This is a genomic window from Mesorhizobium sp. USDA 4413, from assembly GCF_056280365.1.
Map to the genome: position 1 here is coordinate 2993290 of NZ_JBVPRP010000001.1, position 12918 is coordinate 3006207.

Here is a 12918-nt window from a genome sequence, read left to right on the forward strand (position 1 = left end):
CGGCCTGATCAGAGCTTCGGCGCGCCGCCAAGCCTTGCGATCGCCGATTTCAGCGGCGCCTCGCCTGCGCCGCTGAAAGTCTCGCTCATGACCAGTTCGGGCAGCGGCAGGCGCTTGCCCCAACCATGCGCCTCGAGGTCCGGCTTCGGCGCGAATTGCGAGACGCGGCCGACGCACAGATAGGCGATCGGCGTGACATGCTCGGGGATCGACAACAGCCGCTTCAGCGCCTCCGTCTCGATGATGCTCACCCAGCCGACGCCGACATCCTCGGCGCGTGCCGCCAGCCAGAAATTCTGCACCGCGCATACGGTGCTATAGAGATCCATCTCCGGATTGTGCCAGCGCCCGAGCGGCGAGTCCTTCGAGCGCTGCCGGTCGCAGGTGATGCAGAGGTTAAGCGCGCTTTCGCAGATGCCTTCAAGCTTCAGCTTGCGGTACAGCGCCTGCCGCTCCGCCTCGATCGCCGGCAGTTCCTGCTCGCGCGCGGCGAGGAACAGGTCGCACACCTGCCGCCGCCTTGCCATGTCGCGGATGACGATGAAATTCCACGGCTGCATATAGCCGACCGATGGCGCATGGTGCGCGGCGGTGAGCAGGCGCGCCAGCACATGGTCGTCGAGATCGTCGGGGACAAAATGGCTGCGCACGTCACGCCTGGTGAATATCGCCCGGTAGACCGCGTCGCGCGCCAATTGGTCAAAGTCGTCGCCGCTCGCGGCGATCGCTGCTGCCGTCATCGCTTTTCCCCTTGCGACAAGCAGTCACCCGCCTGACCAAGCGGGCGACCATGTCTGCCGGGCCGGTCTTCTGGCTCGGGATCGTCCCGCTCCGGCGCCTTCCCGTCTGAGACAGTGGCGTTTGCCGGCGCGGTCCCCCTCACAGCGTTGGGCACGCCACGGAGTTCAACCGTGTTCCCGATTCTCCCGCGTCGCGGGCACCAGGCAGCGGGATGACCTTACCGCGAAGCCTGGGCTGCGCCAATGGCGCCAGCGACACACGGGCTGACGCAATTTTCCCCAGCCATTCGGCTTTTCAAACATGGTCATCCACGCCGCGGGTGCCTAGATTAGGCGCCATGGCCACCCGTCTCTACACGCACCCGATCTTCCTCGAACACCTCACGCCGCCCGGCCACCCCGAGCGGCCCGACCGCCTGCGCGCCATCGAGCGCGTGCTCGACGACGAGGCGTTTTCGGCGCTCGAGCGCGTCAAGGCGCCCGAGGGCGACGAGGCGACGATCCTTTACGCGCACCCCGAGAACTTCGTCGAGCGTGTGCGCGCGGCGATTCCTGAGAGCGGCATCGTCTCGATCGATGCCGATACCAGCGCCAGCCCCAAAAGCTGGCAGGCCGTGGTGACGGCGATCGGCGCGGCCAACGCTGCCGTCGACGATGTCTTCGAGGGCCGTGCCGCCAATGTCTTCGTCGCCGCCCGCCCGCCGGGCCATCATGCTGAAAAGACCACGCCGATGGGTTTCTGTCTGTTCAACACGGCGGCCATCGCCGCCCGTTACGCGCAGAAGAAGCACCACGCCGAGCGCGTCGCCATCGTCGACTGGGACGTCCATCACGGCAACGGCACGCAGGACATCTTCTGGGACGATCCGTCGGTGCTCTATTGCTCGACGCACCAGATGCCGCTTTACCCGGGCACTGGCGCGAAGAGCGAGACCGGCGCCGGCAACATCGTCAACGCGCCGCTCGCGCCCCAGACCGGCAGCGACCTGTTCCGCGACGCCTTCCTGTCGCGCGTGCTGCCGTCGATCGACGCGTTCGCGCCCGACCTGATCATCATTTCCGCCGGCTTCGACGCGCACCACCGCGATCCGCTGGCCGAGATCAACCTGACCGAGGACGATTTCGACTGGGCGACCGGCCAACTGATGGAGCGCGCCGCCCGCCTCAGCGCCAATAGGCTCGTCAGCCTGCTGGAAGGCGGCTACGATCTGCAGGGACTGGCATTTTCAGTCGCCGCCCATGTCGGGCGGCTGATGAAGGGATAGAGTATGGCAGTGGAAGGCAATGAGGACGTCAAGGCGATGAGCTTCGAGCAGGCGCTCGACGCGCTGGAGAAGATCGTCGATGATCTGGAACGCGGCGATGTCCCGCTCGACCAGTCGATCCGGATCTACGAGCGCGGCGAGGCGCTGAAGGCGCATTGCGACCGGCTGCTGAAAGCGGCCGAGGACAAGGTCGAGAAGATCAGGCTGTCGCGCGACGGCAGGCCGGTCGGCACGGAGCCGTTGGACGCGGAATAATTTGGGTGGGCAGAGCAAGCAGGTAAGGAGTTCAAGCCATGTGCCGCAACATCAAGACCCTGGCCAATTTCGAACCGCCGGCGACCAATGACGAAGTGCATGACGCAGCGCTGCAGTTCGTGCGCAAGCTGAGCGGCTCGACGAAGCCGTCCAAGCGCAACGAGCACGCTTTTTATCATGCAGTGGAAGCGATCGCGGCCGCTGCGCGCGAATTGATCGACTCGCTCGAAACCAACCAGGAACCGCGCAATCGCGAGGTAGAGGCGGCCAAGGCGAAGGCCAGATCGGCGCTGCGTTTCGGCTGAGGAACCTATATGAGCTTTTTTCCCGGAAACGACCCCGAGCCCGGCGACGCTTTCGCCTGCGATCAGATCGAGCTGATGGTCGTCCCGAACGCCAAGGATATCGGCGGTTTTGCGGTGCGCCGCGCTTTGCCGACGGCAAAACGCCGGTTGGTGGGGCCGTTCATCTTCTTCGACCGCATGGGCCCGGCGATCCTGCGCGCCGGGCAGGCGATCGACGTGCGCCCGCATCCGCATATCGGACTTTCCACCGTCACTTACCTGTTCGACGGCAAGATCAGGCACCGGGATTCGCTCGGCACCGAAATGGTGATCGCGCCCGGCGACGTGAACCTGATGACCGCCGGGCGCGGCATCGTTCATTCCGAGCGCACGCCGGAGGAGTTGCGCGGCGCGCCGATGTCGGTCTCCGGCCTGCAGACCTGGCTGGCGCTGCCGGACGGCAAGGAGGAAATCGCCCCGGTGTTCGCGAACACGTCGGTGGCCCGCCTGCCTGAGATCGATACCGAAGGCGTCAGCGGCCGCGTCGTCATCGGCGAATTCTCAGGCCTGCGCTCGCCCGTGGCGACCGCTTCGGACACGCTTTACGCCGATCTCAGGCTGGCCGCCGGCGCCAGCGTGCGAATCCCGGCCGATGCCGAGGAACGCGCCATCTACACGCTGGAAGGCGAAGTCTCGATCGCCGGCGATGTCTTCCGGGCCGAGCGGCTTCTGGTGTTCAAGCCGGGCGAGGAGATCGTCGTTTCCTCCGAACGCGGCGCGCATTTCATGCTGTTCGGCGGCGCTTCGCTGGGCTCTCAGCGCTATATCTGGTGGAATTTCGTCTCGTCGTCCAAGGAACGCATCGAGCAGGCCAAGCAGGAATGGAAGACAGGCCGCTTCGATATCGTTCCCGGCGATGAGGAGGAGTTCATTCCGCTGCCTGAGAGCTAGGATACTCAAGCCGCGCGTCACCGGCGCGCATTTACATTCGCCCGCCGGCGGCCTATTCCGCGCATGATTATGGCGCAATCTGCTGGTAGCGCCGTGTTCGATCAATTGAGGCAGGACGCGCCCGAGTGAAGCCAGACACGCCGCTGCTCGACAAGGTCCGCATTCCGGCGGACCTGCGGAGGCTCGATGAGAGCGCGCTGCCGCAGCTTGCCGCGGAACTCCGCGCCGAGCTCATCGACGCCGTGTCGCAGACGGGCGGCCATCTCGGCGCCGGCCTCGGCGTCGTCGAACTGACCGTTGCCCTGCATTATGTCTTCAACACCCCGGACGACCGGCTGATCTGGGACGTCGGCCACCAGGCCTATCCGCACAAGATCCTGACCGGCCGCCGCGACCGCATCCGCACGCTTCGCCAGGAAGGCGGCCTTTCCGGTTTCACCCGGCGCGCCGAGAGCGAATACGACCCGTTTGGCGCGGCACACTCCTCGACCTCGATTTCGGCCGGCCTCGGCATGGCCATGGGCCGCGACCTGTCGGGGGGCCGCAACAATGTCATTTCCGTCATAGGTGACGGGTCGATGTCGGCCGGCATGGCCTTCGAGGCGCTGAACAATGCCGGCGCGCTCGATGCTCGCCTGATCGTCATCCTCAACGACAACGACATGTCGATCGCGCCGCCGACCGGCGCCATGAGCGCCTATCTGGCCAGGCTCGCTTCCGGCAAGGCCTATCTCGGCCTGCGCGATTTCGGCAAGAAGCTGACATCCTATCTCGGCAAGCGCGCCGACCGCGCCATCACCCGCGCCGTCGAGCATGCGCGCGGCTATGTCACCGGCGGCACCCTGTTCGAGGAGCTCGGCTTCTATCACATCGGCCCCATCGACGGGCACAATCTCGAGCATCTGATCCCGGTGTTGAAGAATGTGCGCGACAACGGCAAAGGCCCGGTGCTGATCCATGTCGTGACCCAGAAGGGCAAGGGCTACGCGCCGGCGGAGGCAGCCGCCGACAAATATCACGGCGTCAACAAATTCGACGTCATCACCGGCGCGCAGGCCAAGGCACCAGCCAATGCGCCCGCCTACACCAAGGTCTTCGCCGAGAGCCTGATCCAGGAGGCGCGCGAGGACGAGCGCATCGTCGCCATCACCGCCGCCATGCCGAGCGGCACCGGGCTCGATCTGTTCGGCGCGGTGTTTCCGAAGCGGACCTTCGATGTCGGCATTGCCGAGCAGCATGCGGTGACCTTCGCCGCGGGCCTTGCCGCTGAAGGCTACAAGCCCTTCGCCGCCATCTACTCCACCTTCCTGCAGCGCGCCTACGACCAGGTCGTCCACGACGTGGCGATCCAGAAACTGCCGGTGCGTTTTCCGATCGACCGCGCCGGCTTCGTCGGCGCCGACGGCGCCACCCATTGCGGCGCCTTCGACACCACTTTCCTCGCCTCGCTGCCGGGCTTCGTCGTCATGGCCGCGGCCGACGAGGCGGAACTTCGCCATATGGTGCGCACCGCCGCGTCCTATGATGACGGCCCGATCGCTTTCCGCTACCCGCGCGGCAACGGCGTCGGCGTCGACATGCCGGAGCGCGGCTCGCTGCTGGAAATCGGCAAGGGCCGCATCCTCAAAGAGGGGACCAAGGTCGCGCTGCTTTCCTTCGGCACGCGTTTGCAGGATTGCCTTCTGGCCGCCGAGGAACTCGGCGCGGCGGGCCTCTCCACCACCGTCGCCGACGCGCGCTTCGCCAAGCCGCTGGACGAGGATCTCATCCGGCGGCTCGCCCGTTCGCACGAAGTGCTGGTGACCGTGGAGGAGGGCGCCATCGGCGGCTTCGCCAGCCAGGTGCTGCATTTCCTCGCCCATGAAGGCCTGCTGGAAAGCGGCATCAAGGTGCGCCCGCTGGTGCTGCCGGACGTGTTCACCGACCACGCCAAGCCCGAAAAGATGTATGCCGATGCCGGGCTGGATTCGGCAGGCATCGTGCGCACCGTCTTCGCCGCGCTCGGCCGCGGCGTGCAGGCGCAGCGCGCCTGAATCAGAACTTCAAGACGCTGAATCGTTTTGCCGGCTGTCGGTTGTAGGCATCTGTTAATGCTTCCATTTGGTGCTTCGCTTACCCTGTCTCTTGGCCGATTTTCAACGGCGTCCTGCTAGAGCTTCGCGCCAGGCAGGGAGAGTGTAAAAATGAAGATGCTTCTGTGCGGCGTGGCGCTTTTGGCGGCGATGGCGATGCCGGCGGCAGCCGAAACGCGTTACGACCGCAATCTCGAAAAGGCCGTGCGGGATATTATCGCCGCAAAGATGGGCAGCATTCGCGGCGGCTTTTCCTACAAGCAGGTTCCTCAACTCGTCATCGTGCCGCAAACAACGCCCGCCGCGCCGGCCCCGGTGGAGTCGCCGCGCAAGGAAGCTTCCGGCAATGATGGCCTGACCCCCGCCGTCGAGCGCCGGGTATCGCGAATCGTTTTTTAGAACCACATGTCGCGCACGCAGCGGCCGTCGCGCGGCAGGTCGTCGAAACTATCGAGGCCGTCGAAATGGTCGATCGGCAGGTCGGCGACCTCCTCCGGCGGCGCCAGCCTGACATTGACGGCGATGCGCGTACGGCCGCTCTTGCTTGAACGCAGGCCGCGCCAGGCGACCACGCAGGCGCAGGTCGGACAGAACAGGATTTCCAGCGCGGGCTCCGCCACCTCGGCGCGTGTGTAAGACTTCAGCGGCCCGGCCACGCGAATGCGTTCGTCGACATAGTCGTAAGCCCAGAGCGTGCCGTAGCGGCGGCAAAGCGTGCAATTACAGGCGGTGATTCCGCCGGGATCGCCTTCCAGCGTCCAGTGCGCCGCGCCGCAATGACAGGTACCCTTCAGCATTGTCACCTCCGCCGACCGACGAACGGCCTGTTCCTGCCGGCATTCTGCGGCCTATCGCCCGATATTCAAACCCCATTGCGTTCGCGCCCGGCTTTCGCCAATGAAAGCCGATGAGTTCCCCTGTGCCAGTCAGCCGGCGCCAGCGGCTCGACGAATTGCTCGTCGGGAGTGGCCTGTTTGCGAGCCGCTCGCGCGCCCGCGACGCGGTCGAGCGCGGCACGGTGACGGTCGACGGCATCCTTGCCCGCAAGCCCGGCCAGCCCGTCGCGCCGGACTGCCTGGTCGCCATCGCCGATCCGGCCCAGGCCTATGTCTCGCGCGCGGCGCTGAAGCTGATTGCCGGCCTCGACCATTTCGGCCTCGATCCCTCCGGAAGCGAGGCGCTCGATGTCGGTGCCTCGACCGGCGGCTTCTCCCAAGTGCTGCTCGAGCGTGGCGCCGCACACGTCACGGCCATCGATGTCGGCCACGGCCAGATACATCCCGATATTGCCGGCGACCTGCGTGTGACGGTGATCGAAGGGCTGAACGCGCGCGACGTGACGGCAGCTGATCTCGGCGGCCGCATTCCCGGGTTCCTGGTTTGCGACGTCTCCTTCATCTCGCTGAAGCTGGCGCTGCCGCCGGCGCTTGACTTGGCCGGCGAGGGCGCCAAGGCAATCCTTCTCATCAAGCCGCAATTCGAGGCCGGGCGCGAGGCGATCGGCAAGGGCGGCCTGCTCAAGGACCCGGGCGATGCCGAGCGCATTGCCGGGAATTTGTGCGATTGGCTTGCCGGCATTTCCGGCTGGCGCGTGCTGGGCGTCCACCCATCGCCGATCGAAGGCGGCGACGGCAACCGCGAGTTCCTGCTCGCCGCCATGAAGGACGGGCGATGAGCACACGCTTCACGATCGCCAGGCTCGGTTCGCAGGGCGACGGCATCGCCAATGCCGAGGGCGGGGAGGTTTTTGTCCCGTTCACGCTGCCCGGCGAAACGGTCACCGCTGCACGCCAGAAGGACCGCGCCACGCTGATGTCGGTATTGGAAGCCTCGCCGCTCAGGATTGATCCGGCCTGCCGCCATTTCACCGAATGCGGCGGCTGCGCATTGCAGCATTTCGAAGCGGAAGCCTACCAGCAATGGAAGCGCGAGAGGGTCTTGCAGGCGCTGAAGGCCAAGGGCATCGCTTGCGAGATCGGCGCGCTGGTGCCTTGCGCGCCGCACACCCGCCGCCGCGTCACTTTCAGCGCAAGGCGGGCCGAGGCAGGCATGCTGCTCGGCTTCGTGCGCGCGCTGTCCTCGGAGATCATCCCGATCGAGGAATGCCCGATCTCGCTTCCGGCGATCGTCTCGTCGCTCGATAAGTTGCGCGCGCTCGCCGGATTGGTCTGCGCCACGCCGAAGGCTTTCCACATGACGGTGACCGTCACCGCTTCCGGCCTCGATGTTGCCGTCCAGGAATCCGGCAAGCTCGGCGACCACCAGCGCCGCATCGCATCGAATTTCGTCATGGCCGAGGGCCTGGCCAGGCTGTCCGTCGATGGCGAGATTGTCGTCGAGCCGAAGAAGCCGGTGGTGCAATTCGGACCGGTCGCCGTCGCCGTGCCGCCCGGCGCCTTCCTGCAGGCGACGGTAGCCGCCGAGCAGACGATGGCAGGGCTTGTCGGCCAGCATCTGTCGCGCGCCAGGAAGGTCGCGGACCTGTTTGCCGGCTGCGGCAGCTTCGCGCTTCGCCTGGCAGTGAAGTCGGAGGTTCATGCCGTCGAAGGCGATGCAGCGGCACTTGCCGCGCTCGACCGCGCCTTTCGCTTCGCCAGCGGCCTGAAGCGGGTGACCGGCGAACGCCGCGACCTGTTCCGACGACCGCTGACCGTCAAGGAGTTGAACGCCTTCGACGGGCTGGTCTTCGATCCACCGCGCGCCGGCGCCGAGGACCAATCGAAGCAGATCGCCCGCTCCGAAGTGCCGCTGGTCGCGGCGGTGTCCTGCAATCCGGCGACGCTCGCGCGGGACCTGCGGATCCTGATCGATGGCGGCTATGTGCTGAAGAGCGTCACGCCGATCGACCAGTTCCTGTGGTCGCCGCATGTCGAAGCCGTGGCGCTGCTGGAAAAGCCGAGAAGGCGGCGGTAGCCAGCCCAACCACGATCACATTTTGTTGAAGCCGCCGCTTCCGGCGCGCTTGCTCGCAAGCCGCCGGAATCGCGCCGCAAAGCCGCCTCTTTGCACGGTCTAGGCTGGATTCGCTGGAGGAGGGGAAGGGCCTCGACAGCGTCGGTTGCTCTTGCAGCGGTGGCCTGAAATGCGGATGTTCCAGAAATTCCTCGGTTTTTTCGTTCTCTTCCTTGTCGTCGCCGTCTCGGCGACCGGCGCCCTCGCGCAAGAGCAAAGGCGCCTTGCCTTCGTCATCGGCAATGCCGCCTATCCATCGGGCGCGCTGGCAACGCCGGCCAACGATGCCGGTTTGATCGCGCAGACCTTGCAGGCGGCGGGATTCGACGTGGTCGGCGCGCGCGATGTCGATCAGGAATCGCTGCGCGGCGCCTATCGCGATTTTCTCGCCAAGGTTTCGGCCGCCGGTCCCAACGCAGTCGTCTTCGTCTACCTGGCCGGCCACGGTGCGCAGTTCGAGGGCGAGAATTATTTCCTGCCGGTCGACGCCAAGATCGCCAATCCGGCCGACGTACCGATCCAGGCGGTGCGGGTCTCCGACCTTACCAGGCCGCTCGCCGCCCTGCCGAACAAGGTCAACATCGTGGTGCTGGATGCGGCGCGGCCAAATGACTTTCCCCAGTGGAACCAGCCGCTGGCGGGCGGCCTGGCGCTGGTCGAGCCCGATCCGAACATGCTGGTCGCCTTCAACGCCGCGCCGGGCACGGTGGCGCCGGAAGGCAAGGGACCCTATGGCGCCTATGCCCAGGCGCTGGCCGAGATGATGCGCGACGGCGGCCTGTCGCTCGAGGATGTGTTCGACCGCACGCGCCTGCGTGTCAACGAGGTGACGCAAGGGGCAGAGGTGCCGTGGGACGCCTCGAAGATCGATGCACCCTTCGTCTTCTTCGACCGCGCCCCGGACGCGCCGGCGCCGAAGGTTTCCGAGGCCGAATCCCGGGCCGATCGTACGAGAGAGATACGGGACTTCGACGCCCACGACGCCTATGTCGCGGCCCTCGATCGCGACACCATGCGCGGCTATGAGGATTTCCTCGTCGCCTATCCGCACGATCCGATGGCCAAGCGCGTGCGCGCCATCATCGCGGCGCGGCGCGAGGCGATCACCTGGCGCCAGACCTGGATGCGCGACACGCCGGAGGCCTACTGGTCCTATCTCGAACGCTATCCGCACGGCCCGCATGCCTGGGACGCGCGCCGCCGGCTGGAACATTTCGACGCCGCGCTCGAGCCGCCGCCGAGCTTCTCGGTCATCGTCTATGACGTACCGCCGCCACCGCCGGAGGAAATCGTCTACGTCGATCGTCCGGTGCTCTATTTCGACGACCCCGATTTCGATTTCGAGCCGCCTCCGCCGGTTGCGGTGGTCTTCCTGCCGCCGCCTCCGCCGGATTTCGTCGTGCTGCCGCCGCCCCCGCCGCCGGTCGATGTTTACGTCCTGCCGACGCCGGTCTTCGTCCCCGTGCCGGTCTGGGTCAGGCCGCCGCGTGACATCGTGCCGCCGCCGAACGACGTCATCTTCAACAACATTCACAACACGACCGTCATCAACAACATCAACAACACGACGATCAACAGCGAGGCGGCCAATCAGACGGAACAGCCAAATGCCAATGCACCGAGCCGCCTCACCACCGGGCAGAAGATGGCGGTTGGTGCGGGCGCGGCTGCGCTGGCGGCCAAGGTGGCGCTGCCGCCGTTGCTGCAGAAAAGGGTGGTGCTGTTCAAGCAAAGTGGGGGCGGCCAGCCGCTGAAGCCGGGCCAGGCTGCCGCGCAGGGCCAGCAGCCTGGTGCGACGCCGCAATCGCTGAAGCCGGGCCAGGCTGTCACGCAGGGCCAGCAGCCGGCTGCGACCCCGCAGGCGAGGACGATGGGCAAGCTCTCGACCGATCACGCCTTGCCGGGAGCTGACGGCAAGGCGCTGCCGCTTGTCAACGGCAGGCCGGTGCTCAACGGTCAGAACGCGCCCAACAGGAAGGTGCCGGGCAAGCAAAGCACGGTAGGTGGCGACCAGCAGGCTACCGGGAATGCTGGCGGCCCCGTTATGGACAACGGCCAGCAGAACGGAGCTGTCAACGGTCAGAGCAGGAACGGCAAGTTGCGCAAGCTGCCAACCATCAACGGCGCGCCGGGCGAGAACGGGCAGAACGCCCAGCAGAGGTTCGGGAAGAACAATCCGAATGCGTTGTCTGGCCAGAACGAAGGCAGACCGAGGAAGCTGACACGCAAGGATCTGTCGGCAGGCCAGACAACTGTCGGCCCGAGCGATCAAGGTTCGGTCAACGCAGGCGATAGAGGTAAGAAGTTTCGCAAGCTGCCAACCATCAATGGCGCGCCGGGCGAGAATGAGCAAAATGACCAGCAGAGGTTCGGGAAGAACAATCCGAATGCGTTGTCCGGCCAGAACGAAGGCAAGCCGAGGAAACTAACACGCAAGGATCTCTCGGCGGGCCAGACAGCTGTCGGCCCGAGCGATCAAGGTTCGGTCAACGGAGGCGACAGAGGCAGGAAGTTCCGCAAGCTGCCGACCGTCAACGGCGCGCCTGCCGAGAACCGGCCGAGCCTGCAGGAGCGGCTCAGGAAGAACAATCCGAGTGTGTTCTCCGACCAGAATCAGGGTTCGGCCAACGGAAACAGGAAGTTCCGCAGGCCGCAGAACGGCGAAGAGGGAGCCACCGGCGCGGGCACCAACGCCCAGCGCAACTTCCAGCGGGAAAGGCCGAACATGCAGGTGCTCAGGCCGCAAAGGCCGGAGTTCCAGGCGCAGCCAATGCCTCAGGTGCAAGAGAGACACCTGCAGCAGCCGAGGCCTCAGCCTCAGATGCAAGAGAGACGCCTGGAGCGGCAGCCGAGGCCTCAGCCGCAGGAGCGGCGTCTGCCGCAGCAGCCCAAGGAGCAGCCTCCGCAGGGAAACAGGAAGCCGGCCTGCGGGCATCCTGGCGAACCGCCCTGTAAGCAGTAGGCCGCAAGGCTACATGGCCGCGAGGCGACAACGCCCCGTACATGGGCCGGACTTTCCGGCCCGTGTATTTTGCGAGGCAGAGGATATCGGGTTTGTGACGGGTCAGGCTGTCAAAGCAGACCAAGCCGCTCGGGCCAGGCCGACAGCGACTCCAGCGAAAGCTGGAGGGGTGGGGCCCGGCCACTTCGCCGTAGCCTCCGGTCCGGATTTGCGTCCCAGGAGATAGAGCAGTTTGCCGTTTCCGTGAACGGTGAATGCTCTGGTCTCTACGAGTTCGGAGACAGCCGTTTCGCCGTGCCGCCGCGCTGGTCGATCGACACCCAAACATTCGGGTTCTGCTGCGACTGGCGCTTCAGGAAATAATAGCCGGTGGCGTTCCAGGGCCGGATTTCGTCGACCAGATTGTCCAGCACGAGGTCGCCCTTGTCGGTCTTCACCGTCAGGATCGTGTGGCCCTCATTGTGCAGGTCGCGCACCACCGTCATCAGCAGAGCCTGCCGAGGAAATCCCGCTTCCTGGAGAAGCTTGCGCTTGTAGAGCGCGTAAATCTTGCAATCGCCCTTGCCGTCCGTCGGATAGTCCCAATGGTCCATCATCGTGCCCCAGTGGTCGTAGTTGCTGACCGGCTTGATGGAGCGGTTCGCCTTCAGGTTTATCCGCTTGAGGATGCTCATGTTCTGCGCGGTCAGCTTGACGCTTGTAGCGGGCAGGGCGGGCACCTTGCACTCCTTCGGCCGGCGATGACAGAAATCGAGCCAGCCATACGGCACGCTGGTGCTGCCGCCGACCGTGGCGGAAGCCGCAGATTGCGTCGACATTCGCTTGAACCATGTGGACTGGGCCGCCGCGGCAGGGCCAGCCTGCAGCGAAGTTGCACCGATCAACGAAACAAAACCAAGGAGGAGAGAAGAGGTCAGGACGCCAGGGGAACGCTGCATTGCCAACACCACCGCAACGAGAAGACTGGCGGCAGGCTAAGGCGCAAACGCCCGCCCCGCCAAGTGAACAATTAATAATGTCCTAACACGATTGTGTTCACTTCAAGGTCGAGGATGCCTTCAGGTCGGAATGCGAGCATCGGCCTGGCTGAACGCGCCAGCGTGCCCAAAGTCCCGATGGCCCAGGCCTTATGCCTCCCAATCGCGCGCATGGCGCCGCCGTGCTTCGGCGAGCACGCCCGTATCCATTTCTTCCAACGTCTTCGACGCGCCGCGGGACGGCAGGGAGCTTAAAACGTCGTTTGGCTGCGCCGCCGCAAAGACAGGCGCCAGCTTCAAAAGCACCCCTTCCGGCGTCTCCTCAATCTCAAGCCTCGTTCCCGCGCCCCAGCCTCTCCGTTTCCGGATGGCGCTTGGCAGAATTACCTGTCCCTTGGCCGAGAGGGTGGTCATGAGCTTTTCAAAAACAGACATCGCGACCTTACCTTTGTAGGATAAG

The 12918-nt window shown here is 65.5% G+C and carries 13 protein-coding genes and 1 riboswitch; of the genes, 9 read left to right on the forward strand and 4 right to left on the reverse strand.

What is annotated here, in order from left to right:
• Positions 1-8: 8 nt before the first annotated feature.
• On the reverse strand, positions 9-740 hold the full coding sequence (gene bluB / locus ACVMIM_RS14345; RefSeq protein WP_476112679.1) for a 5,6-dimethylbenzimidazole synthase: 732 nt from the start codon (positions 738-740) through the stop codon (positions 9-11).
• A gap of 42 nt (positions 741-782) precedes the next feature.
• A riboswitch (cobalamin riboswitch) is annotated at positions 783-961 on the reverse strand.
• A 117-nt stretch (positions 962-1078) separates the two neighbouring features.
• Here bluB and ACVMIM_RS14350 point away from each other — a divergent pair.
• From ACVMIM_RS14350 to ACVMIM_RS14375, 6 genes are all read left to right on the forward strand, one after another.
• A complete protein-coding gene (locus ACVMIM_RS14350; RefSeq protein ID WP_476112681.1) occupies positions 1079-2005 on the forward strand; it encodes a histone deacetylase family protein in 927 nt (308 codons plus the stop codon).
• Positions 2006-2008: 3 nt separating this feature from the next.
• A complete protein-coding gene (locus ACVMIM_RS14355) occupies positions 2009-2260 on the forward strand; it encodes an exodeoxyribonuclease VII small subunit (protein ID WP_041002420.1) in 252 nt (83 codons plus the stop codon).
• 38 nt (positions 2261-2298) lie between these two features.
• The gene (locus ACVMIM_RS14360) at positions 2299-2565 is read left to right on the forward strand and encodes a DUF2277 domain-containing protein (RefSeq protein ID WP_476112682.1); all 267 of its coding nucleotides are present in this window, start codon (positions 2299-2301) and stop codon (positions 2563-2565) included.
• Between the two features lie 9 nt (positions 2566-2574).
• Positions 2575-3495 carry a pirin family protein gene (locus ACVMIM_RS14365; RefSeq protein ID WP_476112683.1) on the forward strand — a complete coding sequence of 307 codons (921 nt, stop codon included), beginning with the start codon at positions 2575-2577 and terminating at the stop codon, positions 3493-3495.
• Positions 3496-3620: 125 nt separating this feature from the next.
• Entirely contained in the window at positions 3621-5528 is a 1908-nt protein-coding gene (dxs, locus tag ACVMIM_RS14370) for a 1-deoxy-D-xylulose-5-phosphate synthase (protein WP_476112684.1), read from the forward strand.
• Positions 5529-5678: 150 nt separating this feature from the next.
• Positions 5679-5966 (forward strand): hypothetical protein, encoded by a 288-nt coding sequence (locus ACVMIM_RS14375; RefSeq protein WP_476112685.1) that lies wholly within the window; start codon positions 5679-5681, stop codon positions 5964-5966.
• On the opposite strand, the gene ACVMIM_RS14380 is transcribed toward ACVMIM_RS14375, so the two are convergent.
• On the reverse strand, positions 5963-6364 hold the full coding sequence (locus tag ACVMIM_RS14380) for a GFA family protein (RefSeq protein ID WP_041002410.1): 402 nt from the start codon (positions 6362-6364) through the stop codon (positions 5963-5965). The two genes, ACVMIM_RS14375 and ACVMIM_RS14380, sit on opposite strands and share 4 nt — an antisense overlap.
• A 110-nt stretch (positions 6365-6474) precedes the next feature.
• Between ACVMIM_RS14380 and ACVMIM_RS14385 the strand changes: the two genes are divergently transcribed.
• The 3 genes from ACVMIM_RS14385 (at position 6475) to ACVMIM_RS14395 (ending at position 11481) form a co-directional block, all read left to right on the forward strand.
• Positions 6475-7242 (forward strand): TlyA family RNA methyltransferase, encoded by a 768-nt coding sequence (locus tag ACVMIM_RS14385; protein ID WP_476112686.1) that lies wholly within the window; start codon positions 6475-6477, stop codon positions 7240-7242.
• Positions 7239-8480 carry a class I SAM-dependent RNA methyltransferase gene (locus ACVMIM_RS14390; protein WP_476112688.1) on the forward strand — a complete coding sequence of 414 codons (1242 nt, stop codon included), beginning with the start codon at positions 7239-7241 and terminating at the stop codon, positions 8478-8480. Before ACVMIM_RS14385 ends, ACVMIM_RS14390 begins: the two co-directional genes overlap by 4 nt.
• Before the next feature lie 169 nt (positions 8481-8649).
• The gene (locus ACVMIM_RS14395; protein ID WP_476112690.1) at positions 8650-11481 is read left to right on the forward strand and encodes a caspase family protein; all 2832 of its coding nucleotides are present in this window, start codon (positions 8650-8652) and stop codon (positions 11479-11481) included.
• 266 nt (positions 11482-11747) lie between these two features.
• On the opposite strand, the gene ACVMIM_RS14400 is transcribed toward ACVMIM_RS14395, so the two are convergent.
• Positions 11748-12419, reverse strand: coding sequence for a transglutaminase-like cysteine peptidase (locus ACVMIM_RS14400; RefSeq protein WP_476112692.1), 672 nt, complete (start codon positions 12417-12419; stop codon positions 11748-11750).
• A gap of 189 nt (positions 12420-12608) precedes the next feature.
• Complete coding sequence (locus tag ACVMIM_RS14405; protein ID WP_476112694.1) at positions 12609-12893, reverse strand: AbrB/MazE/SpoVT family DNA-binding domain-containing protein; 285 nt, start codon at positions 12891-12893, stop codon at positions 12609-12611.
• Positions 12894-12918 lie beyond the last annotated feature (25 nt).

Excerpts from the sequence above, each read along its gene's own strand:
- ACVMIM_RS14365 (WP_476112683.1), top strand. The coding sequence starts at position 2,575 with ATGAGCTTTTTTCCCGGAAACGACCCCGAGCCCGGCGACGCTTTCGCC.
- bluB (WP_476112679.1), bottom strand. The coding sequence starts at position 740 with ATGACGGCAGCAGCGATCGCCGCGAGCGGCGACGACTTTGACCAATTG.
- ACVMIM_RS14405 (WP_476112694.1), bottom strand. The coding sequence starts at position 12,893 with ATGTCTGTTTTTGAAAAGCTCATGACCACCCTCTCGGCCAAGGGACAG.
- ACVMIM_RS14400 (WP_476112692.1), bottom strand. The coding sequence starts at position 12,419 with ATGCAGCGTTCCCCTGGCGTCCTGACCTCTTCTCTCCTCCTTGGTTTT.
- ACVMIM_RS14350 (WP_476112681.1), top strand. The coding sequence starts at position 1,079 with ATGGCCACCCGTCTCTACACGCACCCGATCTTCCTCGAACACCTCACG.
- ACVMIM_RS14360 (WP_476112682.1), top strand. The coding sequence starts at position 2,299 with ATGTGCCGCAACATCAAGACCCTGGCCAATTTCGAACCGCCGGCGACC.
- ACVMIM_RS14380 (WP_041002410.1), bottom strand. The coding sequence starts at position 6,364 with ATGCTGAAGGGTACCTGTCATTGCGGCGCGGCGCACTGGACGCTGGAA.
- ACVMIM_RS14375 (WP_476112685.1), top strand. The coding sequence starts at position 5,679 with ATGAAGATGCTTCTGTGCGGCGTGGCGCTTTTGGCGGCGATGGCGATG.
- ACVMIM_RS14385 (WP_476112686.1), top strand. The coding sequence starts at position 6,475 with ATGAGTTCCCCTGTGCCAGTCAGCCGGCGCCAGCGGCTCGACGAATTG.
- ACVMIM_RS14390 (WP_476112688.1), top strand. The coding sequence starts at position 7,239 with ATGAGCACACGCTTCACGATCGCCAGGCTCGGTTCGCAGGGCGACGGC.
- ACVMIM_RS14355 (WP_041002420.1), top strand. The coding sequence starts at position 2,009 with ATGGCAGTGGAAGGCAATGAGGACGTCAAGGCGATGAGCTTCGAGCAG.
- ACVMIM_RS14395 (WP_476112690.1), top strand. The coding sequence starts at position 8,650 with ATGCGGATGTTCCAGAAATTCCTCGGTTTTTTCGTTCTCTTCCTTGTC.